We start from the raw sequence: 24,518 nt of genomic DNA, 5'->3' as shown, positions 1-24,518 counted from the left end.
GACCTGCCACCGAGCCCCGGGCCAAGCCGCGGGGGGCGTGAGTGACGACGGTGGACAGTTCGGACAGCAACGCGGGCGGCCCGGACCGGCTCGCCGAACGCGCGTGGCTGCGTGCCATGGACGCGTACACGGCGGGCGCGTACGCCCGTGCCGAGGAGGAGTTCCGCGCGGCCGTCCGGCTGGACCCGGGCATGGCCGACGCCTGGCTCGGCCTGCACGCGCTGCGCAGCGACACCTCGGCGGCGCTGCTGGCCATGTACCGCAACCAGAAGCGGTTCGGCGAGCAGCGGCGGCGCCACCGCCGCCCGCTCAGTTCCTGGTACTGGCTGGGCTGGTGGGTGCAGCCCGTCCTGGAGGACGCCCGCGACCTGGCTCTGGCGCACGCCTCGCACTGGCTGGACGGCCGCCACCTGGCCGAGCTGGACCGGGCGCTGGAACAGTGCCCGGCGCCCAGCGAGGACCCGTCCGCCCAGTTCCTGTACGCCTGCCGGTCCTATCTGCTCAAGGACTGGGAGCAGTTGATCCGGGACACCGACCGGCTGCTGGACGACCCACTGCTCGGCATCGAGGCCGGGCTGTTCGCCGGCATGGCACGGGTCCGGCTGGACATGTGCGCCCAGGCGCAGGCGCCGCTGGCCGCCTCGCTGGCCCGCTGCCGCTCCGAGCAGCCCCAGCGCAAGGAGCTGCGGTACTGGCTGGCCCGGGCGTACGAGGGGGCCGGGCGCAGTGCGGCCGCGCTGCCGCTCTACCGGGCGGTGCACCGGGCCGATCCGGTGTTCATGGACACCGCCGCGCGGCTGGCCGCGATCGCGGCGGAGGACGGGTTGGCGGACGACCTGCCGGACGCCTTGCTGGACGGCGGCCTACCGGCGGGCGGTCGGTCGGCCGGGTACGAGGACACCGCGCCGGACGAGACGGACGAGACGGACGAGGCGGACTTCCAGGACGGGGCCGGGTACGCCACGGCGGGGGGCTTCGGCGACGCGGCCCCCGGGTTCACCGAGGGCGCCGGGTTCACCGAGGGCGCCGGGTTCACCGAGGGCGCCGGGTACACCGGCGGGGTCGGATTCGTCGAGGGCGTCGGGTTTCTCACGGGGCCCGGCCCAGGCGACGCCTCCACGGCGGACCCCGCGCCGCAGGCGGCCGGCGAGCGGTCGGGTTCGCCGGGCGGCTCCGCCACCCCGCTGCCGGTGCCGGTCCGCGCCGAGGGCCAGCCCCGCACCGCTCCACTGCCCGCCACCCAACCAGTCGACGACGAGCGCGAGTTGGACGCGGCGCTGGCGGAGCTCTCGCTGATGGTGGGCCTGGAGCCGGTCAAGCGCCAGGTGCGGGCGCTGTCGGCGCAGCTGCGGATGTCCAGACTCCGGGCCGCGCAGGGCCTGCCGGTCCAGCCGCCCAAGCGCCACTTCGTCTTCTCCGGCCCCTCCGGCACCGGCAAGACCACCGTGGCCCGGATCCTCGGCCGGGTCTTCCACGCCCTCGGGCTGCTCTCCGGCGACCACCTGGTGGAGGCCCAACGGGCCGACCTGGTCGGCGAGTTCCTCGGCCAGACCGCGGTCAAGGCGAACGAGCTGATCGATTCGGCGCTGGACGGCGTGCTGTTCATCGACGAGGCGTACAGCCTCTCCAACTCCGGCTACACCAAGGGCGACGCCTACGGCGACGAGGCCCTACAGGTGCTGCTGAAACGCGCCGAGGACAACCGCGACCGCCTGGTGGTGATCCTGGCCGGCTACCCCGAGGGCATGAACCGGCTGCTCGCCACCAACCCCGGCCTCAACTCCCGCTTCACCACCCGGGTCGACTTCCCCAGCTACCGCCCGAACGAGCTGACCGCGATCGGCGCCGCGCTGGCCGGCCGGGACGGCGACGGCTGGGACGAGGACGCGGCCGAGGAACTGACCAGCATCTGCGCCCACGTGGTCCGCGAGGGCTGGATCGACGAACTCGGGAACGGCCGGTTCATCCGCACCCTGTACGAGAAGTCCTGCGCCTACCGGGACCTGCGGCTCTCACTGCTGCGCGAGCCGCCGGGCCGGGAGGACCTGGCGACCCTGCGCCTGCCCGACCTCGTCCAGGCCTACGGGGAGCTGATCGACGGCCGCGGCTGAGACCAGCTCCCCGGGATCGCGCCGGGATCAGCCCCGGAGCAGCTCGGCCTCGCGCTCGGGGTCGAGTCCGACCTTCGGCCGGTCGGCGCGCTGCGGGGCGACGCCGCCGATCGACCGCAGCCAGGCCCAGGTGTCCTCGACCGTCTCGCCCACCGGCCGGCAGCGCAGCCCGGCGGCGACCGCCCGGTCCACGGACGCGCCGTGCAGGAAGTCGTTCAGCTCTCCGGGCGCCAGCCAGATCGGCAGCTCCGTCCAGGGCTCGACGCCGGCCGCCAGGATGCGCTCGGGGTCGGTCCAGCGCAGGTCCGCGTCCGAGCCGGTGACCCGCACGCAGGCCTCCAGCAGCTCGCCCATCGTGGTGTGGCCCGCCGGGCTGACCACGTTGCACGCGCCGCCGAGCCGGGCCACCGATGCCTCCAGGAGCCAGCCCGCGAGGTCGCGGACGTCGATGTACTGCAGCGGCAGGTCGTACGGGCCGGGGGCGAGCACCGGGCCGCCCCGGGCGATCCGGTTCAGCCACCAGGGCAGCCGGCCGATGTTCTCGTGCGGGCCGAGGATCAGCCCGGCCCGGGCGAGCAGGGCGCGCCCGCCGAACTCCGCCTCCAGGGCCAGTTCGGCCCCGCGCTTGGCCTCGGCGTAGGGCACCTCGCCCTCCGCGTCCGGGGACGACTCGACCACCTTCGCCGACTCGTCCGCCCCGCGCGCCAGCGGGTAGTCGTACACCGACCGGCTGGAGACGTACGCGTAGTGGCCGACCCGGCCGGCCAGCAGCCGGGCGCTGTCGCGCACCGCCGTCGGGGCTCCGGACCAGGTGTCCACCACCGCGTCCCACTCCCCCGTGGCCAGCGCCGCGAGCCCGCCCTCGGCGGTGCGGTCGCCCAGCAGTGCGGTCACGCCCGCGGGCGCGGGCCGCGTACCCCGGTTGAGGGCCGTCACCTCCCATCCCCTGACCAGCGCATCCTCGGCGACGACCCGTCCGACGAAATTCGTTCCACCCAGCAGGAGAAGCCTCATGCCGACCACCCTGCGCCCAGGGTGGTCGGCATGGGAACGGCTGAACGCTGAGAGCAGAATCGCCCGCGGCGGACACGCCGTCAGCGAAAGGGGGAACCTCAGGCGGCGGAGCGGTGGTCCGGGTCGTGCATCTCGCCGACCAGCTCCTCCAGCACGTCCTCCAGCATGACCACACCGAGCGTGCGGCCGTCCTGGTCCAGCACGGCGGCCAGGTGGCAGGTCGCCCGGCGCATCGCGCCGAGCGCGTCGTCCAGCGGGAGGCTGCCGCGCAGCACCGTGATCGGACGCCACAGCCGGGCCGGGACGGGCGCGGACGGGTCCTCCACGTCGAGGATGTCCTTGAGGTGCAGGTAGCCCAGGTAGCCGTGGCCGGCCGGGTCGCCGTCGGTGACCGGGAAGCGCGAGAAGCCGGTGCGCAGGGCGAGTTCCTCGACCTCCGCGGCGGTCACCTTGGTGTCCACGGTGACGAGTTGCTCGGGCTTGAGCAGCACCTCGGTGACCGGGCGGTGGCCCAGCTCCAGGGCGTCCTCCAGACGCTCCTGACGGCCCTCGTCGAGCAGGCCGGCGTCCCGGGAGTCGACCAGCAGGTACATCAGCTGCTCGGTGGTGAACACCGACTCGACCTCGTCCTTGGGCTCGACCCGGAACAGCCGCAGCACACCGTTGGCGATGGCGTTCAGCAGGCTGATCACCGGGGCCAGCCAGCGGGCCAGCCGGTCCAGCGGCGGGCCGAGCCAGAGCGCGGCCTTCTCCGGGCCCGCCATGGCCATGTTCTTGGGGACCATCTCGCCCATCACCATGTGCAGGAAGACCACGACGGCCAACGAGATGCCGTACGAGAGCGGGTGCATCAGACCGGACGGGACGCCGATCGCGTGGAACGGGCCCTCCAGCAGACTGGCGATGGTCGGCTCGGCCAGGGCGCCGAGGCCCAGCGAGCAGACGGTGATGCCGAGCTGGGCGGCGGCCAGCATCGCGGACACGTTGGACAGCGCGTGCAGCACGGTGCGGGCACGCTTGTGGCCGGCCTCGGCGAGCGGTTCGATCTGGCTGCGGCGCACCGAGACGACGGCGAACTCGGCGCCGACGAAGAAGGCGTTCCCGAGCAGGAGCAGGACGGCGACGGCCAGTTGGAGCGCGGTCATCGGGCGTTCTCCTGGTCGTCTCCGAACGAGGCCGGCGCGCTGGTGCGCTCGACCCGGACCTGGCTGGTGCGGTGCCGGTCGACACCCGTCACGGTGAAGCGCCAGCCCGGCAGCTCCGCCTGCTCGCCGACCTCGGGCAGCTTGCCGAGCAGGTCGGCGACCAGGCCGGCCAGCGTCTCGTACGGGCCGTCCGGGGCGATCAGGCCGATCGCCTCCAGCTGGTCGATCCGGGCGCGGCCCTCGGCCTCCCAGGCCGGCAGGCCGTCCACCGGGGGCAGCGGGAGCAGCTCGGGGCGGTCGGCGGGGTCGTGCTCGTCCTGCACCTCGCCGACGATCTCCTCGACGATGTCCTCGACGGTGACGACACCGGCGGTGCCGCCGTACTCGTCGACCACGATGGCCATCGGCTGGAGGCGGCGCAGCTGGTCGAGCAGCCGCTCGGCGGGCAGGGTCTCGGGCACCAGCAGCGGCGGCGAGGTGAGCTCGCTCACCCGGACCAGGCCGCGCCGGGCGGCCGGGACGGCGAGGGCGTCCTTGAGGGTCACGATGCCGGTGACCTCGTCCAGGCTGTGGGTGTACACCGGGAAGCGGGACAGGCCGGTGGCCCGGGTCAGGTTGATCACGTCGGAGGCGGTGGCGTCGCCCTGGAGGGAGGCGACGTCGATCCGCGGGGTCATCACGGACTCGGCGGTCAGCTCGCCCAGGCCCAGGGTGCGGACGAACAGGGTCGCCGACTCCTCGTCTATCGCGCCGGCCTTGGCCGAGTGGCGGGCCAGCGAGACCAGTTCGGCCGGGGTCCGGGCGTGGTCCAGCTCCTCCTGCGGCTCGACGCCGAAGGCGCGGACCGTCCGGTCGGCCGCCCCGTTGAGGAAGCTGATCAGCGGGCGGCAGGCGAAGGAGAAGGCCATGTGCGGGGCGGCGACCGCGCGGGCCACCTGGAGCGGGCGGGAGATCGCCCAGTTCTTCGGGACCAGCTCGCCGATCACCATCTGCACCACGGTGGCGAGCACCATGCCGACGACCACGGCGACGCCGCGGGCGGCCGACTCGGGCACGCCGATCCCGGTCATGACGGGGCTGAGCAGGGTGGACAACGCCGGCTCGGCGAGCATGCCGACCACCAGCGAGGTGACGGTGATGCCGAGCTGGGCGCCGGAGAGTTCGAACGAGAGGTGCCGCAGGGCCCGGGAGACGCGGACGGACTTGGCGTCTCCGGCCTCGGCGGAGCGTTCGACAGCCCCGCGCTCGACGGTCACGAAGGCGAACTCGGCGGCCACGAACAGGCCGTTGGCGAGGATCAGCAGGAGGGCTGCGAGCAACAGCAGCCAGGCGGTGATCACAGTGCCGCCTGCCTTCCGCTGACAGGAAGGTGGGCGGCGCAGGTACTACCGGACGGATCGTCCATCGAGGGGGGAAGTCACTCCTCAAGTCGTCTTTCGGGCAGGACGGAAGTTTTGCCCTGCTTTTACCAGCGTAGACCATACCCGGACGATGGTAGGAAGAGTGTTCGGACCCGCCGGGCCGAGGATTCGCAGGCCCGGCGGGGACCGGAGGGGTGTCGGCGGGCCGGCGGTGCCGGTGTGGAACGGGCGGGCGCCGACCGGCGGCGGCGCTGCGGGGCTCAGGCCCCGGCGTGGTGCTCGACCAGGTCGCGCAGGGCACGGGCGTGCGCAATCGCCTGGTCCTTGCCGACGCCGGACTGGATGCCGACCGCGGCGAGCGAGGTGCCGTCGGCCAGGTCGAGGGTGGCCCACGGGTCGCCCTGGCGGAAGTTGACCCGGACGATCTCGGCCCAGGTGAGCCGGCGGCTGCGGACGAAGTTGACCACCGTCACGCCCTGCGCGTCGGCGCTCACCCGGGGGCGGGCCAGCATCAGGCCCACGCACGCGAACAGCACGCCGCTGCCCGCCATCATGATCCGGTCGTTGAGCTGCCAGTTCTCCGGGAGCGCCACGGCCATCACGGCGAACAGCACCACCAGCAGCGCGCAGACCGGCAGCAGCACCGCGCGGGTGCGGCGCGGCGCCCAGGTGACGGGGAACTCGACGGGCGGCGTGGACACGTGGGGTCTCCGGTGGGGTGGTTCGGGGGAACGGTCGTTCCCGGGAACGACGGTTCCGGGCAGCGGGCGGATCCGGACGAAGGGCGGGGACGCCGGTCAGCGTCCCCGCCCCATTCAACCGTTCCTTACCCGCACCACGGCGGGCGAGGTCGCCGCCGCACCGGTCAGAGGCGGCAGGCGTGGATGTTGGTGACCAGGATGGCCCGGGCGCCGATGCCCCACAGGTCGTCCATGATCTGCTGGGCCTCCTTGCGGAGCACCATCGAGCGCACCGCCACCCAGCCCTCGGTGTGCAGCGGGGAGACGGTCGGCGACTCCAGGCCGGGGGTGAGCGCCACGGCGGCACCGACCTTCTCGGCGCGGATGTCGTAGTCCATCAGCACGTAGCGGCGGGCCACCAGCACGCCCTGGAGGCGGCGCAGGAACTGGTCCACCCGGGTGTCCTCGCCCGCGCCCTTGGGGCGGATCACCACGGCGTCCGAGATCAGGATCGGCTCGCCGAACACCTCCAGGCCGGCGTTGCGCAGGCTGGTGCCGGTCTCCACCACGTCGGCGATCACGTCGGCGACGCCCAGCTGCACCGCGGTCTCCACCGCGCCGTCCAGCTTGGTGACGGTCGCCTTCACGCCGTGGTCGGCGAGGTGCTGCTCGACCAGGCCGGTGTAGGAGGTCGCGATCCGCAGGCCCTCCAGGCCCTTGACGTCCTCGACGGCCACGCCTTCGGGGCGGGCGAAGCGGAAGGTCGACGCGGCGAAGCCGAGCGCGAGCACCTCTTCGGCGTTGGAGTGCGAGTCCAGCAGCAGGTCGCGGCCGGTGATGCCGATGTCCAGGCGGCCGGAGCCGACGTAGACGGCGATGTCGCGCGGGCGCAGGAAGAAGAACTCGACCTCGTTGTTCGGGTCGACGAGGACGAGCTCCTTGGGGTCCTTCCGCTGGCGGTAGCCGGCCTCATGGAGCATCTCCGCCGCGGGACCCGAGAGAGAACCCTTGTTGGGGACGGCGATGCGCAGCATGGGAGGTTGGTTCCTTACCTGTGGGGAGGGGCGTGCGGTTCGGGTTTAGAGGTACTTGTAGACGTCGTCGAGCGTCAGCCCGCGGGCGATCATCATCACCTGAACGTGGTACAGGAGCTGCGAGATCTCCTCGGCGGTCTGCTCGTCCGACTGGAACTCGGCGGCCATCCAGACTTCGGCGGCCTCCTCGACGACCTTCTTGCCGATCGCATGGACGCCCTGCTGGGCGAGCTGCGCGGTACGGGAGGACGAGGGGTCGCCGGTGGCGGCCTTCTGCTGGAGCTCGGCGAAGAGCTCCTCGAATGTCTTCGAAGCCATGATGGGACTCACCTTACGGCGTGCGGGCTGACCGGCGGTAAACGGTCCCGGACCGTGGACAGTCCGTTGGACGTCCACGGTCCGGGTCTGGGCGGTGCGCTCAGAGCGCGGCGCGCAGCACCGCGGCGGTCGCGACGGCCGCGGTGACGGCCTCGTGGCCCTTGTCCTCCGCGGAGCCGGGCAGGCCGGCGCGGTCGAGTGCCTGCTCCTCGTTGTCGCAGGTCAGCACGCCGAAGCCGACCGGGACGCCGGTGTCGACGGTCACCTGGGTGAGGCCGGCGGTGGCCGCCTGGCAGACGTAGTCGAAGTGCGGGGTGCCGCCGCGGATCACCACGCCGAGGGCGACGACCGCGTCGTAGCCGTGGTCGGCGAGGCGCTTCGCGGCGACCGGCAGCTCGAAGGTGCCGGGGACGCGCAGCACGGTCGGCTCGGTGACGCCCAGTTCCTTGAGCGCCCGGTGGGCGCCGTCCAGCAGGCCGTTCATCACGACGTCGTGCCACTGGGCGGCGACGACGGCGACCTTGAGGTCGGCGGCGCCGTCGATGGTCAGCTCGGGGGCTCCGTGGCCGCTCATGTTCGTTCTTCCTGTCCGTCGTGGTGGTGCGTGGGGTGATGCGTGGGGCGTGGGGAGGGTTCAGGAGTCGAGGCCGGGCAGGTCGTGGCCCATCCGGTCGCGCTTGGTGCGCAGGTAGCGCAGGTTGTGCTCACCCGGCGCGATCTCGACCGCTTCGCGCCCCTTGACCTTGAGACCGTGCTCGGTGAGCGCGGTGAGCTTCTCCGGGTTGTTGGTGAGCAGGGTGAGCGAGCGGACGCCGAGGTCCACCAGCATCTGCGCCGCGATGCTGTAGTCGCGGGCGTCGGCCGGCAGGCCGAGGTCGAGGTTGGCGTCGACGGTGTCGCGCCCCTGCTCCTGGAGTTCGTAGGCGCGCAGCTTGTGGGCCAGGCCGATCCCCCGGCCCTCGTGGCCGCGCAGGTAGAGCACCACGCCGCGGCCGGACTCGGCGACCTTGTGCAGCGAGGCCTCCAGCTGGGGGCCGCAGTCGCAGCGCAGCGAGCCGAACACGTCGCCGGTCAGGCACTCGGAGTGGACCCGGACCACGACGTCCTCGCCCTCGGGCAGCCGGCCGTCCGCGCCGAGGCCGCCGGCCACCAGCGCGAGGTGCTCGACGCCGTCGATGGTTCCCTGGTAGCCGACGGCCGTGAACTCGCCGTGGACGGTGGGCAGGGCGGTCACGGCGGCCCGGTCGACGTGCAGTTCGGTGCGGCGACGGTAGGCGATCAGGTCCTCGATGGAGATGATCGCGAGGCCGTGCTCGCGGGCGAAGGCGACCAGCTCGGGCAGCCGGGCCATGGTGCCGTCGTCGTTGACCACCTCGGCGATCGCACCGGCCGGCGGCAGTCCGGCGAGCCGGGCCAGGTCGACGGCGGCCTCGGTGTGGCCGGGGCGCACCAGCACGCCGCCCTCGACCGCGCGCAGCGGGAACACGTGCCCGGGGCGGGTGAGGTCGCCGGGCTCGGTGCCGGGCGAGGACAGCAGCCGGACGGTGCGGGCGCGGTCGGCGGCGGAGATGCCGGTGTCGACCCCCTCCCGGGCGTCCACCGAGACGGTGTACGCGGTGCCCTTGCGGTCCTCGTTGACCTGGGTCATCGGCGGCAGCTTGAGCCGGTCCAGTTCCTCGCCGGTCAGCGGGGCGCAGATCACGCCGGAGCTGTAGCGGATGGTGAAGGCCATCAGCTCGGGGGTGGCGGCGGAGGCGGCGAAGACGATGTCGCCCTCGTTCTCGCGGTCCTCGTCGTCGACCACGATCACGGCGCGGCCGAGGGCGATGTCGGCGATCGCGCGCTCGACCGGGTCGAGGACGAGTTCGGGTGCCGCCTCGCGGTCGCGGTCGGCGGTGTGGTTCTCGGTCATACCGTGACTCCCTGCGGGACGGTGGCGGAGTTGACGCGCGGCTCACGACTGCTCAGCCACCAGGAGCGCAGGCCGAGCAGCACCAGGACGAAGTAGATCGAGTAGGTGAGGCCGGAGAAGGGGTAGCCGTTGTTGAAGGCGAGCGGGACGCCGACCACGTCGACGGCGATCCAGGCGAACCAGAACTCCAGCCAGCCACGGGCCTGGGCGACCATCGCGGCCAGCGTGCCGACGAAGATGTAGGCGTCCGACCAGGGGCTCCAGGACAGGCTGGGGTAGGCCGTGAACAGCCAGGCCAGCGCGACGGTGCCGGCCGCGGTGCCGACCACCAGGGCAGCCCGCTCGGGCCAGGTGGCGAAGCGGACGGCGATCGTGCCGGTGTCCCGGCGGCCCCGCCGCCACTGGGCCCAGCCCCAGGCGGCGGTGACGAGCACGATCAGCTGCTTGCCGATCAGGCCGGGGACGTGGCCCCCGAGGTAGGCGGCGATCAGCACGGCGCCGGACAGGAGTTGGAGCGGCCAGCTCCAGACCGAGCGGCGCCAGCCGAAGGCCAGCCCGGCCAGGCCGAGCAGGTTGCCGAACATGTCGGCCCACTTCACGTGCTCGCCGAAGACGGTGAACGCTTCTCCGCTGAGCCAGTTCACTTGGACTCTCCGGCGATCGTCGGGGGAAGGGTGCGGGAGTCGAGCAGTCGCTCGACGTACTTGGCGAGCACGTCCACTTCGAGGTTGACGCTCTCGCCGACGGCCTTGGCGCCGAGCGAGGTCAGCGCGAGGGTCGTGGGGATGAGGCTGACGGTGAAGCTGTCCCGGGCGGCCTCCACCACGGTGAGGCTGACGCCGTCGACCGTGATCGAGCCCTTCTCCACCAGGTAGCGGGAGATGGTGCCGGGCAGCGAGAAGCGCAGCACCTCCCAGCGCAGGTCGCCGGCCGCGTCGCGCTCGCCGGGCTCGCGGCCCAACAGCGTGCCGGTGGCGTCGACATGGCCCTGGACGAGGTGGCCGCCGAGCCGGTCGCCGAGCGCCATGGCGCGCTCCAGGTTGACCCGGGAGCCGGGCTTCAACTCGCCGAGGCTGGAGCGGTGCAGCGTCTCGGCCATCACGTCGGCGCTGAACTCGCCCGTATCGGCCGCCAGTTGGTCCGGGCTGTCGACGACGGTCAGGCAGACGCCGTTGACCGCGATGGAGTCGCCGTGCCGCGCACCCGTACAGACCACCGGGCCGCGCAGGCGGATTCGCGAGGAGTCGCCGATCTCCTCGATCGACACGACCTCGCCGAGCTCTTCGATGATGCCGGTGAACACCCGGGTTCTCCTCGCGCTTGGGGGCGCGGACTCCGGGGCGGCATGGGAGATGACACGGACGGGCAACGGCGCGCGAGCCGACGGCACGACCCGTCGCCGGGATGCCGAGGCTGCCGGGAGATCGCTCGCCCGGCACGGGAGACACCTCTCCCGCCGTTCACCTGGCCGTGGTCCACCGGGGGACCACGGATACTGCTCTTCGTCCGCCCGCGCACGCCTCCCATCCGGACTTTAACCGTCGGTCCAGGAATTTCACCTGGTCAACCGGCCGCTGGCTGCGGACGGGTCGCGGACTGTAACCGCCGGTTCGGATTTTCACCGACCCCGGAGTGCGCTGAACGTCACTGCTGTTGGGGTCATTCTGCCATGGCGTGCGCAAGCCCAGGGAGAGCCTTCCGCTGTGGCCTGTTTCACGCGGATGCGGGGAATGTGCGGCCGGGTGGTAGGTGACGCCCACAACGTGGCGGGCGCGTACGGAAAGTGGCGGGCGCGTACGGAAAGTGGCGGGCGCGGTCAGAGCGTGGCGGGTGCGGCGATCGACGTGAAGTGGGTGACCACCGGCGGGTGCGCGAGGTAGCACAGCTCGCCCTCCGACCAGACCGGCCGGATCCGCCACATCGGCCCCGCGTACCCGCGCAGGGCCGCCTCGTCGCGCCAGCGGCTCACCACGAGCACCCGGTGTCCGTCCTCGGTCACCGAGCGCAGCAGTTCACCGCCCAGGCAACCGTCGGTCCGCCCGAGCTGCGGGATCACCTGGGTTGTCAGCAGCACACAGAATTCCTCGATGCGACCGGCCAGGACCTGCCCGGCCCAGATCCTCACGATCACGACCACCACCTCCGAGCGGAGCGCCTGGCCCCATTATCACGGTAAAACCGCTGGTGGGGAGGGGTGGCGGGGAAGCTTTACCGAGGACTGTACCGGCTGGCGGCCGGGGGCTCCGGGAAGGGGCTCGGCTAGATTTCCGGTATGACCAGCACACCGGAATCTGTCATGTCGTCAACCGCAGCTCCGAATGCGCCGGGCAGCCTGTTCGCCGCTCTCGGCGCAGGGGCGCTGACCGACCCGGCGCAGCTGCGCGAGATCTACGAGCAGCCCGGCGACCACGCGCGCCGCAAGCAGGTCGACCACCTGCACGAGGTCGCGCGGCGGCTGATCGCCTGCTCCTCGCTGGTGTTCGTGGCGAGCTCGGACGCCGCCGGGCGCTGCGACGTCTCCCCGCGCGGCGGGCCGGCCGGGGTGGTCTCCGTCCTCGACGAGCACACCCTGGCCATCCCGGACGCCACCGGCAACAAGCGGTTGGACACCCTGCACAACATCCTGGAGAACGGCCGGGTCGGGCTGCTCTTCGTCGTTCCGGGCCGGGACACCACGCTCCGGGTCAACGGGCGGGCCTGCGTCTCCACCGACCCGGAGCTGCTGCGGCAGCTGACCGCCGTCGGGAAGCCCCCGCGCAGCGCGATCGTGGTGGCCGTCGAGGAGGTGTACGCGCACTGCCCGAAGTCCTTCCTGCGCGGCTCGGCGTGGAAGCCGGAGAACTGGCTGGCCAAGGACGCGCAGCCGACCTCGGCCGAGATCACCCTCTCGCACCTGCGGGACGACTCGCTGACCATCGAGATGATCGAGCAGACCGAGCGGGAGGCGCTGCTCCACCGCTACGAGTGACGACCGCGGCGCGGGCGGCGCCTTCCGCCACACGGCGTGCTGCCGCGTGGCGGGCGGCGCTCGATGCTCGGCACTCGCTGTCGGCACTCGGTGTCGGCACTCGGCGCTCGGCGCTCGGCGTGCTCAGGCGGCCTTGGGCACGTCCACCACCGGCGCGTCGCTGGCCGCCCGCTGGACGGCCTCGACGCCCTTGTGGGCGGCCTCCTTGCTGGAGTAGCCCTGGCCGGTGGCGACGATCTCGCCGTTGCCCGCCTTGAGCCGGAACCGGTACTTGCCGCCGGCGTCCTCGTAGACCTCGAACTTGCCCGCCATCGGGCCACCTCCTCGTGCGGCGCACGGCGCGCCTCTGGTCGACCCCCTCCAGCACCGTGCGCCACCCGCCCCGGCGGCCGCACCCGCTCGAGGCCGGACGGGTGACGCCCCGCAACCGCGCGATCGCGGAGGTGCCGGGGCGGGCGCCGGTGGTTTGAATGGGCGGATGGACTGCGTCTTCTGTGCGGTGGTGGCGGGCGAGGAGCCCGCGCACCGGGTGCTGGACGACGAGGCGGCGGTGGCCTTCCTGGACCGGCGGCCGCTGTTCCCCGGCCACGTACTGGTCGTCCCGCGCACCCACCACCGCACCCTGGCGGACCTGCCGGCCGCCGACGTGGGGCCGTTCTTCCTCCAGGTGCAGCGGGTGGCCGCCGCGGTGGAGCGCGGATTGGGCGCGGCGGGCAGCTTCGTGGCGGCGAACAACCGGATCAGCCAGTCGGTGCCGCATCTGCACGTCCACGTGGTGCCGCGCAATCCGAAGGACGGGCTGCGCGGCTTCTTCTGGCCGCGGGGGAAGTACCCGGACGAGGCGGGGGCGGCGGAGGTCGCGGCCCGACTGCGTGCGACGCTCGGCGACTGAGGGGGCTCGCGGGGGCTGAGGGCGACGCTCGGAGGCCGGGAGGGCTCGCGGGGGCGCCGGGGGGCGTGCGCACCGCATTTGTGAGCCGGTTTCACCCACTCTCTTGACAGGTATAGAACACTCCGCTTGAGTCGCCTTCACGGCCCCGCACCGGCCCACACCCCGGTCGGCCGCCTTCCCCTGGCGCACCCCCGCACGGGACCCGGATCCCCTGCCCGCTCAAGTCCCTGTCACGACGACGTGCGGCCCCCACCGCACAAGGGGTGATGACGTGTCAATGAAACGCCTGCTCGCGCTGCTCTCCGCCGTGGTCACGGCGCTGGCGGTCGCGGTCCTCCTCCCCGCCTCCGCCAGCGCCGCCGCCTGCGGCACGCCGTGGAGCGCGGCCACCGCCTACACCGGCGGCGCGGCCGTCTCGTACAACGGACACAACTGGGCCGCCAAGTGGTGGACCCAGAACGAGCCCCCGAGCACCAGCGGCACCGGGGTCTGGGCCGACCAGGGCTCCTGCGGCGGGTCCACCGACCCGACGCCGACCCCGACGTCCGGCACCTGCGACTACCCCGCCTGGGTCGCCGGCCGCGCCTACGTCGCCGGCGACATCGTCCGGTACACCAACGGCGGCTACTACCGCGCCACCCACGACAACCCGGGCTACGACCCGGTCATCAGCACCTGGTACTGGGAGCCGTACGGCTGCGGCTCGACCCAGCCGCCCAACCCGGGCGGATTCCCGGTCAGCCAGGCCCAGTTCGACCAGATGTTCCCGGGCCGGAACTCCTTCTACACCTACCAGGGCCTGCTCGACGCGCTCGGCGCCTACCCCGGCTTCGCGGCCACCGGCAGCGACACCGTGCGCCGGCAGGAGGCCGCCGCGTTCCTCGCCAACGTCAGCCACGAGACCGGCGGACTGGTGTACGTGGTCGAGCAGAACACCGCCAACTACCCGCACTACTGCGACGCCTCGCAACCGTACGGGTGCCCGGCCGGGCAGGCCGCGTACTACGGGCGCGGGCCGATCCAGCTGAGCTGGAACTTCAACTACAAGGCCGCCGGCGACGCGCTCGGCATCGACCTGCTGCACAATCCGAACCTGGTGCAGACCGACCCGGCGGTGGCCTGGAAGACCGGCCTCTGGTACTGGAACACCCAGAACGGGCCGGGCACTATGACCGCGCACAACGCCATGGTCAACGGGTACGGCTTCGGTGAGACGATCCGCAGCATCAACGGCTCGCTGGAGTGCAACGGCAACAACACCGCCCAGATGCAGCACCGGATCAGCCTGTACCAGAGCTTCGTCCAGATCCTCGGCACCGTCCCCGGGGGCAACCTGAGCTGCTGACGGCTCGCCCCCGCCCCACCACGCGCCCCGCTACGCCCGGACCGGTCATCACACCGTGGTGTCCGTACGCTGCCGAGCGTAGCGGGGCGTACTCATGTGGGGGGCGTACTCCCGCGGGAGCAGCGGAGGGCGGTTGAAATCGTCGTTCCGGCGGACGACTTCGCAGGTCGCGGCCCCCTACGCTCAAGGCATGAACGAACTCGCCCGCCTCGTGCAACAGACCGCCGACCGGCTCGCGGGCCAGCACGTCGGTGCGGTGGTCGCCGGGTTGGCCGGCGGCGCCGTGGAGATCCGCGGCGCCGGGCGGACCGGTCCGGGCGGCGCCGCGCCCGGGCCGCACACCCTGTTCGAAGTCGGTTCCGTCACCAAGGTGTTCACCTCGCTCGCCCTCGCGCGGCTGGTGCTCGCCGACTCCGGCGGGACCGCCACCGGGCTCGACGACCCGCTCGACGAACCGCTCGCCGACGTGCTCGCCGACGTACGGCCCGACGGTGCCGCCGTCCCGGCCAGGGGCGGGCAGCCGATCACCCTGCGGCACCTCGCCACCCACACCTCCGGGCTCCCCCGGCTGCCCCGGGGCATGCTGGCGACGGCGCTGCTCAATCCCAACAAGCCCGATCCGTACGCGCATTGCAGCACCGAGTACATCCTCGCCGGGCTGGCCCGGACGAGACTGCGGGCCAGCCCCGGGCGCGGCTTCCGCTACTCCAACCTCGGCGCCGGGCTGCTCGGCCTGGCCCTCGCCCACCGGACCGGCACCGGCTACGAGGAGCTGGTGGCGCGCGAGATATGCGAGCCGCTGGGGCTGGTGGACACCCACGTGCGCTCGGGCCGGGAGCAGTCCGAGCGGCTGGCGCACGGGCACACCTCCGGCGGGCGGCCCGTGCCGTACTGGGACTTCGCGGACATTTCTGGCATGGGCGGACTCCGGTCGACCGCCTCCGACCTGGCGATACTCCTTCGGGCCCAGCTGGCCGCCGACCGCGAGCCGGACGCGCCGCTGGCGCCCGCGATCACGCTCACCCGGGAGACCCGGCACCGGGTCAACCCGTTCGCCTGGACGCACCTGGGGTGGCTCGGCCACCGCCTGCACAGCCAGCAGGGCGGCCACCTGCAGATCTGGCACAACGGCGGCACGGGCGGGTTCCGCTCCTTCGTGGCCTTCGATCCGGAGAAGCAGGTGGGGGTGGTGGTCCTGGTGAACACCCGCCGCTCCGCCGATCCGGCCGGGACGGCCCTGCTGCGCACGCTGCAGAACGAGTACGCGACGACGAGCTGACGAGCCGAGGCCGGGGCGTGGCGGTGAGCGGGCCCGGCGGAGGACCGGGTGCGGCCGTCGGCGGAGTGAGGTGGAGGATGGGGTGAGGTCGTTTCAGGGCCAAGAGGTACGAATTGGCCCTGTTCGAGGGCGCGGCGGTCGGTCGATGCCGAGGATCTGACAGTCGCGGTTCCGGTTGTGGTGTTCGCTCAGCGGGAGGTGGCCGAGGTGGCGGTGGTGTGGCCCTTGTCGCGGGCTCGGTCGGTCGCGGACGGCGACGGGCGGCTCGGCCGCGCGGTGCGGGTGTACCGGCGGTTCCGGCCGCTGCCATGGCCGACGCGGGCCTGGCTGGACGCGGCGGCGGCCGTTGTCGCCGGGGCGGCCTGGCTGGCGAGCGGGGAGTGGTGGCCAGCACCCGTGGTGGCCGCGGCGGCGATCACGGCCGCGAGCGGGTACGGGCGGCTGCGGCCGGCGCCGGGCCTGCGGGCCGTCCGGGTGCACGAGCGCGGGCTGGTGCTGGTCGGGGCGGACGGCGCGGAGCAGCCCCTGCCGTGGAGTGCGGTGGAGGCCACCGAGTACTCCCCCGGCGGGCGGCACGGAGTGGGCGAGCAGGGCCGGATCTGGCTGGTCGGCGCGGACGAGCCGCTGGCACTGGCGCAGCTGCGACGGCTGGACGAGCTGTTCCGGGAGCTCGACGAGCGACTCCGCCCGACCCTCCGCGCCGCACTGCACGAGGCGCTGCGCACGGAGGGCGGCGTCCGGTTCGCCCGGGGGCAGCTGACGCTGACGGCCGGCGGGCTGGTGCACCGGCCGCCGCACCCACTCGCCGCGACGGAGTCGTTCCGGTGGACGGAGGTGCAGTCCGCGCGGGCCTCGGAGCTCGGGGAGCTGGAGATCCGGACGCACTCGGCCGGCCTGCCGCTCACCCTCCCGGTGCCGAACGCCGGTGCGGCGGCGGCCTTCGTCGAGGAGGTCCGGGCCCGGAGCCTCTGACCGGCGGACGATCCGAGGGGTGGACTCCCGAACTCACTGCTCCGCGGTGAGTTCGAGTTCGATTCCTCAACGACTCCGGTCCGGTCCGGTCCGGCCGGCGTCCATTCGGCCGACCCCTAAGGGTCCCCTCCCGCACGTCCCGGAAGGGATCTCTACGCCGCTGAGGGGACGTCAACTTCCCTTCCCCCGGCCTACCGTCCCTCACATGAACCGACTTCGCACCACCACGGCCGCGGCAGCCCTGCTGCTCACCCTGCCGCTGTCCGTCGCCGCCGCCGCGCCGGCGCTGGCCGCTCCCGCCGCCCTGACGAACGCCTCCGCTCCCGCTCCCACCGCCGTCCACGTCGACCTGCCGCGCCCGACCGGCCCGTACGCGGTCGGGCAGGAGATCCTGCACCTGGTGGACCGGGACCGCCCGGATCCGTGGGTCCCCTCCGCCGGTCCGCGCCAGCTGATGGTGTCGATGTACTACCCCGCGAAGGCCGGGACGGGCAGCGCGGCCCCGTACATGACCCCTGCGGCCGCCCGGATGCTGCTGGACGGGAAGCTCCCGGGCAACACCATCCCGACCGAGACGGTCACCGGCACCCGGACCTGGGCGAAGTCCGACGCGCGCCCGCAGGGCGGCCACTTCCCGCTGGTGGTGCTGTCGCCGGGCTTCACCATGCCGCGGGCCTCGCTGAGCGGCCTCGCCGAGGACCTGACCAGCCGCGGGTACGTCGTCGCGCTGGTCGACCACACCTACGAGAACACCGGGACGACGTTCCCCGACGGGCAGACCCTCCCGTGCCTGCTGTGCGACAAGCTGACGACCCCGGAGTCCTGGGCGGCCGTGGACAACAGCCGGGCGAAGGACGTCTCCTTCGTCCTCGACCAGCTGACCGCCCGCCCCCGCCCGGCGTGGCGCTACGCCCGCATGATCGACCGCGACCGGATCGGGATGGCCGGGCACTCGGCCGGCGGCGCCTCGACCGTCCCGTCCCTGCTCGCCGACGACCGGATCCGGGCCGGGGTGGACCTGGACGGCACCATGGACGTCACGGTCCCCGCCTCCGGGATCGGCGGCAAGCCCTTCCTGATGATCGGCCACCCGCTGCCCGACGGCGCCGAGGACAGCAGCTGGACGGAGAGCTGGCCACACCTCGACGGCTGGAAGCGCTGGTTGACCTTCGCCGGCTCCAACCACGGCACCTTCACCGACTTCCCGCTGTTCTTCGAGAAGCTCAACCTGCCCCAGCCTCCCGGCACCACGATGTCGGGCGAGCGGGGCGCGGAGCTCACCCGCTCGTACGTGGCGGCCTTCGTCGACCTCCAGCTGAAGGACGTGCGGCAGCCGCTCCTCGACGGGCCGACCGCTGCCAATCCGGAGGTGACGTTCCACCCGTGACCGGGGCGTGGTGGGCGCGGCCGTCGGCAGCCTGCCGACGACCGCGCCGCCGTCCGTCGCCCGCCGTTCGCTACGCGGCCGGCGCCGCCGAGGCGATCGGTTCGAGCAGCCTGTGCGGGCGGACCAGGGAGCGGGAGACCGGGTCGTCCCGGTGCGCGCCGCCGCGGGCGGGGTTGGGGCGCATCGCGATCTCGGCCGGCGGGACGGGTGCGCCGCCGCACCGCGGGCAGGCGCCGACGACGTCCAGGTCGGTGCCGCAGACGGCGTGCGCGAACAGGTGGTGCGGACCGCCCGCGGTCGCGTGGCGACCGCCCCAGCGACTCAACTGGTAGAGCGGTCCCCACAGTTCGAGGCCGGTCTCGGTGAGCAGGTAGCCGTGGCGCAGCGGCGCCTGCTGGTACGGCTCCTTGCGCAGCACCCCCGCCGCGACCAGGGCGTTGAGGCGGGCGGTGAGGACGGCGCGGGGGATGCCGAGGTGGGCGAGGAAGTCGTTGAAACGCTGCACTCCGTAGAAGGCGTCGCGGAGGATCAGCAGGCTCCAGCGTTCGCCGACCACCTCCAGGGCGCGGGCCAGTGCGCAGTCCTGCTGCTCGTAGTCGGTTCCCAGCGCCATGCGGGTCAGCGTAGTCCACCCGGACAGCGGGTTCAATGAACAGACCAATGGTGGTAGCGTGCCGATCGAGACGAAGGTTCATTCACCAGACCTAAGGTTCGCGCTCCGGAGGAACACCCCATGTCCCCCGCACCACCCGGCCCCTCCCCCGTCACCGCGCCCGTCCGGCCCCGCGCCACCCTGGCCGCCACCGCAGCCGCGACCGCGCTGGTCACCGTCGCCTACACCGCCCCCACCGCCTCGCTCGCCGCCACCGCCCAGGCCGCGCACCTCGGGGCCACCGGCCGGACCTGGATCCTCACCGGCACCCTGGTCGGCATCTCCGCCCTGCTGCTCACCGCCGGAAGCGCCGCCGACGACCACGGCCGCAAGCGGGTCTTCACCTTCGGCGTGCTGCTGTTCGCAGCCGCCGAGGCGCTGGCCGCGCTGGCCCCCGGCGGCGCCGTCTACCTGGCCGCCCGGGTGCTGCTCGGCGTCGCCTCGGCCGCCGTCCTGGCACCCGCGCTCGGCCTGATCAGCCACGCCCACCCGCCCGGCCCGGGCCGGATCCGGGCACTCGGGGTCTGGGGCGCCGCCGTCGGCCTCGGCATCGCCGTCGGCCCGGTGTACGGCGCGCTGGTCGGGCAGTGGGCCGGCTGGCGCGCGGTCAGCGGCGGGATCGCGGTCGTCTCGGCCGCCGTGGCGGCGTACGCGGCCGCCGTCCTCACCGAGTCGCGGGCCGAACGGCCACGCGCCCTCGATCCGTACGGGGTGCTGACGCTGGCCGCCGGGACGTCCTGCCTGATCGCCGGGCTGGCCGAGGGGCGCGGCGGCTGGGGGCGGCCGGTGGTCGTCGTGCTGCTGGCGCTCGGGGTGCTGCTGCTGGCGCTGTTCGGGCTGGTCGAGGCGAAGGTCCGGGAGCCGATGCTGGACCTCGCGCTGTTCCGCAGCCCCGGCTTCGTCGCCGCCACCGGCGGGGCCCTGTTCACCGGGCTCTCGCTGGTCGGCTTCATGAGCTACCTGCCGACCCTGCTCCAGGGCGTCCTGGGCCTGTCCGGCCTGGCCGCGGGCGGGGTGCTGGCGCTCTGGTCGGGCCTGTCGGTGCTGTCCGCGCTCCAGGCGCGGCGGCTGGCGGCGCACCTGTCGGCCACCGCGCAGGTCGCCGTCGGGCTCGCGGTCTGCGGCCTCGGCGAGGCGGGCCTGTACGGGCTGGCGCCCGGCTCCGGCTGGCTGCGGCTGGCGCCGGGTCTGGCGGTGGCGGGCGTCGGCAGCGGGGTGCTCAATGCGGCGCTGGCCCGGCTGGCCGTCAGCAGCGTCCCGGCGCACCGGGCGGCCATGGGCTCGGGTGCCAACAACACCTCCCGGTACCTGGGCTCGGCGCTCGGCGTCGCGGTCACCGTGGCCGTCGCGGGCTCGGCCCGACCGGGCGGCCCCGGCCGGGAGGCCGCCGCCCGCGCCCTGGCGGCGGGCACCGACCGGGCCGTTCTGGTCGCCGCCGCCCTGTGTCTCGTCGGCGCGCTGCTCGCCCTGGCCGCCCGCACCGCCGAAGCCCGGGGCGGCGAAGCCCCGGAGGCCGCCCCGGCCCGCGAGCGGGCCGCGACCCGGTGAGGAGCGCGGGAAGTCGGCCCGGCCGACTTCGCACGCTCGACCGCCGCCAGCGCCGCGGTGCCACCGGGAGCTCGACGACTTCTTCCCGGAGCGCCCGCCGCCGCTCCGGTGAGCCGCTACGGTGAGCGGCCCGCCGGGGCCGCGTGCGAAGATGGCAGGGCTGGTGGGGACGATCTCCGGACGGTTCTCTGGCCATGGTGAACGACAACGAACACCACCTGGGCGAGCCGCAACAGGACGCCCTGCTGATGGTGCCGATCGCGACGGCGCTGATCGAGGCCGACGGCCGGATCCTGCACTGGAGCGGCGACGCGGAGGCACTGCTCGGCTACTCCCCGGGGCAGGCGATCGGGGCCAAGGCCGCCAAGTTGCTGACCTCCGAGGAGCAGCGGCCCGAGGTGCTGGAGCTGTTCCAGCAGATCCTGCACGGCCGGACCTGGTCCGGTGTGTTCCCGGTCCGGCACCGGGACGGGCATCTGGTGAACCTGGAGTTCCGCACCCATCCGATCACCGGGCCGGACGGCCGCACGCTGGTGCTGGCCGTCGCCTCCGACGTGACCACGCTGCGCCGGATCCAGGCGGACCTGGCGGTGCTCGACGGCTTCTTCACCCAGTCCCCCGTCGGCATGGGCGTCTTCGACCCCGAGCTGCGCTTCGTCCGGCTGAACGAGGCGCTGGCCCGGGCCAACGGCCTGCCCGTCGAGGAGCAGCTCGGCCACCGGCTCACCGAGGTGCTGCCCGGGATCAACGGCGCCGAGGCGGAGGCGGTGATGCGACGGGTCCTGGAGAGCGGCGAGCCGGTGGTGGACACCCGCTCGCACGGCCGCACCCCGGGCGACCCGCAGCACGACCACGCGTGGTCCGCCTCGTACTTCCGGCTGGAGGAACCCGGCGGCCGGGTGCTCGGCGTGAGTTCCACCGTCATCGACGTCACCGAGCGGTTCCGCGCCGAGGCCCGGGCTGCGCGTGCCCAGGAGCGGCTGGCCCTGCTGGTCGACGCGACCGCCTCCATCGGCACCACGCTCGACCTCCGGCAGACCGCCCGGGAGCTGGCCGACACGATGGTGCCCAGGGTCGCCGACATCAGCGGGGTGTTCGCGCTGGAAGTGCTGGTGACCGGGCGGAACGTCGAACCGCCCGACCCGGACGCGCCGCAGCTGGTCCGCCGGCTGGCCCTGGCCACCACCGACCCGCTGTACCCGGCCGAGTCACTGCCGGTGGAATCGCTGTACGAGCTGACGCCGGACTCGCCGTACGCCCGGGCGCTGGCCACCGGGCGGACGGTGGTGGTGCCGTCCTGGGAGCTGCCGCTGCTGAGCGAGGCCATCACCGAGAGCCACCGCCGGGCCTACCTCGGCGACCGGCCGCGCTCGGTGCGGATCACCCCGCTGGTGGCGCGCGGCACCACGCTCGGCATGGTGGTGTACTCGCGGCGCGGCGACCGGGAGTCGTTCGCCGAGGCCGACATCACCCTCGGCGACGAGCTGGCCTCGCGGGCCGCCGTCGCGATCGACAACGCCCGGCTGTACCTGCGCCAGCACCAGACCGTCCTGGCCCGGCAGCAGGCGCTGCGCGAGGCGAAGGCCGCCCAGGAGCGGCTGGCGCTGGTCAACGTGGCCTCCACCCGGATCGGCACCACGCTCGATCTCGCCCAGACCGCGCAGGAGTTGGCCGAGGTGGCGACGCCCAGGCTGGCCGACTCCGTGGTGGTGGAGGTGCTGGAGGACCTGGTCCGCGGCGAGCGCGAGGCCCGCGCCCCGGCGGACGGTTCGGCGCTGCTGCGGCGGATGGCCTTCCACTCGGTACCCGGCTCGACGTTGCGGCCGGTCGCCCGGCTCGGCGGGGTGCACCGCTTCGCGCCCGGCACGCCGTACGCGTGGAGCCTGGCACACCGCAAGCCGGTCCTGGTGCCGCGGATGGACGCGGAGGGGATGGCCTGGTTCGCCGACGACCCGGTGCGCGCCGCGGCGGTGCGGGAGCAGAACGTCCACTCCTTCATGGTCGTCCCGCTGATCGCGCGCGGCACCGCGGTCGGCGTCGCGGGGTTCTACCGCACCCTGGTGGAGCGCCCGTACGAGGAGGACGACCTGGCGCTGGCCGGCGAGTTGGCGGTGCGGGCCGCCGTGTCCATCGACAACGCGCTGCTGTTCACCCGCGAGCGCGACGCGGCCGCCGCCCGGCAGCGGGCTTTGGACGAGGCCCGGGCCGCGCAGCAGCGGCTGTCGCTGCTCAACGAGGCCAGCACCCGGATCGGCACCACCCTCGATCTGCACCGCACCGCCCAGGAGTTGGTGGAGGTGGTGATCCCGCGCTTCGCCGACTTCGTCACCGTGGACCTGCGCGACGCGGTACTCGGCGGCGAGGAGCCCGGCCCCGTCCCGGAGAACGATTCGATACTGATGCGGGCGGTGGCGGTCGGCGAAGCGACCCGGGGCGGCGGCATGACGGCGGCCTCCGACCAGGTCGGCGAGACCTCGCAGTCCGCCCAGCTGTACGCCCAGAGCCTGCGCACCCGGCGCTCGATCCTGGTCTCCGAGGTGACCGAGGAGGAGATGCGCCGGATCGCCGCCTCGCCCGACCGGGTCCAGCCGGGGCTGGCCGCCGGGGTGCACTCGTACCTGATGGTGCCGCTGGTGGCGCGCGGACTCGTGCTGGGCGGCGCGGAGTTCGTCCGCACCCGCAACCCGGAGCCGTTCGGCCCGGAGGACCGCTCGCTGGCCGAGGAACTCGCCGCGCGCACCGCCCTCGCGATCGACAACGCCCGGCTCTACCGGCGCGAGCGGGACACCGCGCTCACCCTCCAGCGCAGCCTGCTGCCGCAGGAGATCCACCGCACGCTCGGCCTGGACCTCGCCTACCGATACCTGCCCAGCAGCGTGGTCAGCGAGGTCGGCGGCGACTGGTTCGACGTCGTGCCGCTCTCCTCGGGGCGGGTCGCGCTGATCGTCGGCGACGTGATGGGCCACGGCATCCGGGCCGCCGCCACCATGGGCCAACTGCGCACTGTCGCCCGGACGTTGATCACCCTGGACTTGGCCCCGGAGCGCGTCCTGCACCGGCTGGACGAGGCCTCCAGCGCACTCGGCGAGGGCCAGTTCGCCACCTGCGTCTGCGTGGTGTACGACCCGGTGGACCGCCACTGCACCGCCGCCTGCGCCGGCCACCTGCCGCCCGTCGTCGCCGATCCGCAGGGGAGGGCGCACCTGGTCGAACTGCCGCCCGGCGCACCGCTCGGCGTTGGCGGGGTCCCGTTCGAGAGCGTGGAGTTCACCCTCCCCGAGGAGGCCATCCTGACGCTCTACACCGACGGGCTGGTCGAGCGCCGGGGCCACGACATCGACGAGGGACTGCAGTTGCTCTGCCGGACGGTCGCCGACCGGCGCCGCTCGCTGGAGCAGACCTGCGACGCCGTCCTGGCCGAACTCACCGGCCCCACCAGCGAGGACGACATCGCCGTCATCATGGCGCAGGTCCGGCCGGTCGGCGCGGACCGGATCGCCAGCCTGCCGCTCACCGGCGACCGCGCGATGGTCGCCCACTCGCGCCGCTTCACCCGCGAGACGCTGGCCGCCTGGGGCCTCGAACCGCTCGCCGACTGGGCCGAACTGCTCACCAGCGAGCTGATCACCAACGCCCTGGTGCACGCCGGATCCCCCACCCAGCTGCGGCTGTTCTGCAACCGGGCGCTCACCGTCGAGGTCGCCGACCAGGAGAGCGAGACGCCCCGGATCCGGCGCGCCCGCGCCGAGGACGAGGGCGGGCGCGGCATCCACCTGGTCAACGAGCTCGCGCACCGCTGGGGCAGCCGCCGCACCGGGGACGGCAAGGTGGTCTGGTTCGAGCTGGAACTGCCCCCGGGCAGCCCGTCCGAGTAATTCGGCCCGCGACCGAGTGATCCGG

General features: G+C 73.5%; 22 protein-coding genes and 1 riboswitch. Of the genes, 9 read left to right on the top strand and 13 right to left on the bottom strand.

Annotated features, from left to right (window positions below; translation table 11 throughout):
• The first annotated feature begins 116 nt into the window (after nucleotides 1–116).
• Nucleotides 117–2,111: an AAA family ATPase gene (locus tag AC07BF_RS17550; protein WP_478333577.1), complete on the top strand. Its 1,995-nt coding sequence runs from the start codon at nucleotides 117–119 to the stop codon at nucleotides 2,109–2,111.
• Between the two features lie 27 nt (nucleotides 2,112–2,138).
• Here the strand turns inward: AC07BF_RS17550 and AC07BF_RS17545 are convergent, their stop codons facing one another.
• The 11 genes from AC07BF_RS17545 to AC07BF_RS17495 all read right to left on the bottom strand — a co-directional run bounded on the left by AC07BF_RS17545 (nucleotide 2,139) and on the right by AC07BF_RS17495 (nucleotide 11,706).
• Complete coding sequence (locus tag AC07BF_RS17545) at nucleotides 2,139–3,125, bottom strand: NAD-dependent epimerase/dehydratase family protein (protein ID WP_478333571.1); 987 nt, start codon at nucleotides 3,123–3,125, stop codon at nucleotides 2,139–2,141.
• A gap of 98 nt (nucleotides 3,126–3,223) precedes the next feature.
• The gene (locus AC07BF_RS17540; protein ID WP_363623619.1) at nucleotides 3,224–4,270 is read right to left on the bottom strand and encodes a hemolysin family protein; all 1,047 of its coding nucleotides are present in this window, start codon (nucleotides 4,268–4,270) and stop codon (nucleotides 3,224–3,226) included.
• Complete coding sequence (locus tag AC07BF_RS17535) at nucleotides 4,267–5,610, bottom strand: hemolysin family protein (RefSeq protein ID WP_363581676.1); 1,344 nt, start codon at nucleotides 5,608–5,610, stop codon at nucleotides 4,267–4,269. Before AC07BF_RS17535 ends, AC07BF_RS17540 begins: the two co-directional genes overlap by 4 nt.
• A 281-nt stretch (nucleotides 5,611–5,891) precedes the next feature.
• Entirely contained in the window at nucleotides 5,892–6,332 is a 441-nt protein-coding gene (locus AC07BF_RS17530; RefSeq protein WP_350883553.1) for a PH domain-containing protein, read from the bottom strand.
• Nucleotides 6,333–6,496: 164 nt separating this feature from the next.
• Entirely contained in the window at nucleotides 6,497–7,345 is an 849-nt protein-coding gene (hisG, locus tag AC07BF_RS17525) for an ATP phosphoribosyltransferase (protein ID WP_350883551.1), read from the bottom strand.
• Nucleotides 7,346–7,390: 45 nt separating this feature from the next.
• Nucleotides 7,391–7,663, bottom strand: coding sequence for a phosphoribosyl-ATP diphosphatase (locus AC07BF_RS17520; RefSeq protein ID WP_363581674.1), 273 nt, complete (start codon nucleotides 7,661–7,663; stop codon nucleotides 7,391–7,393).
• A 100-nt stretch (nucleotides 7,664–7,763) separates the two neighbouring features.
• Nucleotides 7,764–8,237 (bottom strand): 6,7-dimethyl-8-ribityllumazine synthase, encoded by a 474-nt coding sequence (gene ribH / locus AC07BF_RS17515; protein ID WP_363581672.1) that lies wholly within the window; start codon nucleotides 8,235–8,237, stop codon nucleotides 7,764–7,766.
• 60 nt (nucleotides 8,238–8,297) lie between these two features.
• On the bottom strand, nucleotides 8,298–9,575 hold the full coding sequence (locus AC07BF_RS17510; RefSeq protein WP_363623617.1) for a bifunctional 3,4-dihydroxy-2-butanone-4-phosphate synthase/GTP cyclohydrolase II: 1,278 nt from the start codon (nucleotides 9,573–9,575) through the stop codon (nucleotides 8,298–8,300).
• A complete protein-coding gene (locus AC07BF_RS17505; RefSeq protein ID WP_478333576.1) occupies nucleotides 9,572–10,159 on the bottom strand; it encodes a nicotinamide mononucleotide transporter family protein in 588 nt (195 codons plus the stop codon). Before AC07BF_RS17505 ends, AC07BF_RS17510 begins: the two co-directional genes overlap by 4 nt.
• Nucleotides 10,160–10,215: 56 nt before the next feature.
• Nucleotides 10,216–10,878, bottom strand: coding sequence for a riboflavin synthase (locus AC07BF_RS17500; protein WP_063346476.1), 663 nt, complete (start codon nucleotides 10,876–10,878; stop codon nucleotides 10,216–10,218).
• Between the two features lie 208 nt (nucleotides 10,879–11,086).
• Nucleotides 11,087–11,214, bottom strand: a riboswitch (FMN riboswitch).
• Nucleotides 11,215–11,391: 177 nt separating this feature from the next.
• Entirely contained in the window at nucleotides 11,392–11,706 is a 315-nt protein-coding gene (locus tag AC07BF_RS17495; protein WP_159398348.1) for an antibiotic biosynthesis monooxygenase family protein, read from the bottom strand.
• A 165-nt stretch (nucleotides 11,707–11,871) separates the two neighbouring features.
• On the opposite strand from AC07BF_RS17495, the gene AC07BF_RS17490 reads away from it, so the two are divergent.
• A complete protein-coding gene (locus tag AC07BF_RS17490; protein ID WP_363628220.1) occupies nucleotides 11,872–12,543 on the top strand; it encodes an MSMEG_1061 family FMN-dependent PPOX-type flavoprotein in 672 nt (223 codons plus the stop codon).
• Nucleotides 12,544–12,666: 123 nt separating this feature from the next.
• Here AC07BF_RS17490 and AC07BF_RS17485 read toward each other — a convergent pair whose 3' ends face one another.
• Nucleotides 12,667–12,855, bottom strand: a complete 189-nt coding sequence (locus tag AC07BF_RS17485; protein WP_063346479.1) for a YegP family protein — start codon at nucleotides 12,853–12,855, stop codon at nucleotides 12,667–12,669.
• Nucleotides 12,856–13,021: 166 nt separating this feature from the next.
• Here AC07BF_RS17485 and AC07BF_RS17480 point away from each other — a divergent pair, with 166 nt between their 5' ends.
• The 5 genes from AC07BF_RS17480 to AC07BF_RS17460 all read left to right on the top strand — a co-directional run bounded on the left by AC07BF_RS17480 (nucleotide 13,022) and on the right by AC07BF_RS17460 (nucleotide 18,418).
• Nucleotides 13,022–13,435, top strand: a complete 414-nt coding sequence (locus AC07BF_RS17480) for an HIT family protein (RefSeq protein ID WP_478333570.1) — start codon at nucleotides 13,022–13,024, stop codon at nucleotides 13,433–13,435.
• Between the two features lie 277 nt (nucleotides 13,436–13,712).
• Nucleotides 13,713–14,780, top strand: coding sequence for a glycoside hydrolase family 19 protein (locus AC07BF_RS17475; RefSeq protein ID WP_363628419.1), 1,068 nt, complete (start codon nucleotides 13,713–13,715; stop codon nucleotides 14,778–14,780).
• Nucleotides 14,781–14,970: 190 nt separating this feature from the next.
• Entirely contained in the window at nucleotides 14,971–16,059 is a 1,089-nt protein-coding gene (locus tag AC07BF_RS17470; protein ID WP_478333569.1) for a serine hydrolase domain-containing protein, read from the top strand.
• Between the two features lie 177 nt (nucleotides 16,060–16,236).
• Nucleotides 16,237–17,031: a hypothetical protein gene (locus tag AC07BF_RS17465; protein WP_478333568.1), complete on the top strand. Its 795-nt coding sequence runs from the start codon at nucleotides 16,237–16,239 to the stop codon at nucleotides 17,029–17,031.
• A gap of 205 nt (nucleotides 17,032–17,236) precedes the next feature.
• Entirely contained in the window at nucleotides 17,237–18,418 is a 1,182-nt protein-coding gene (locus AC07BF_RS17460; RefSeq protein ID WP_478333567.1) for an alpha/beta hydrolase family protein, read from the top strand.
• Nucleotides 18,419–18,488: 70 nt separating this feature from the next.
• Here AC07BF_RS17460 and AC07BF_RS17455 read toward each other — a convergent pair whose 3' ends face one another.
• On the bottom strand, nucleotides 18,489–19,031 hold the full coding sequence (locus AC07BF_RS17455; protein WP_363628215.1) for a winged helix-turn-helix transcriptional regulator: 543 nt from the start codon (nucleotides 19,029–19,031) through the stop codon (nucleotides 18,489–18,491).
• 120 nt (nucleotides 19,032–19,151) lie between these two features.
• Here AC07BF_RS17455 and AC07BF_RS17450 point away from each other — a divergent pair, with 120 nt between their 5' ends.
• Nucleotides 19,152–20,618: an MFS transporter gene (locus AC07BF_RS17450; protein ID WP_400803237.1), complete on the top strand. Its 1,467-nt coding sequence runs from the start codon at nucleotides 19,152–19,154 to the stop codon at nucleotides 20,616–20,618.
• A gap of 194 nt (nucleotides 20,619–20,812) precedes the next feature.
• Entirely contained in the window at nucleotides 20,813–24,493 is a 3,681-nt protein-coding gene (locus AC07BF_RS17445; protein ID WP_478333566.1) for a SpoIIE family protein phosphatase, read from the top strand.
• Nucleotides 24,494–24,518 lie beyond the last annotated feature (25 nt).

Source organism: Kitasatospora sp. NPDC043950, from assembly GCF_056435345.1.
The sequence above is the reverse complement of the archived record's forward strand: the minus strand, read 5'-3'. Positions and strand labels throughout refer to the sequence as shown.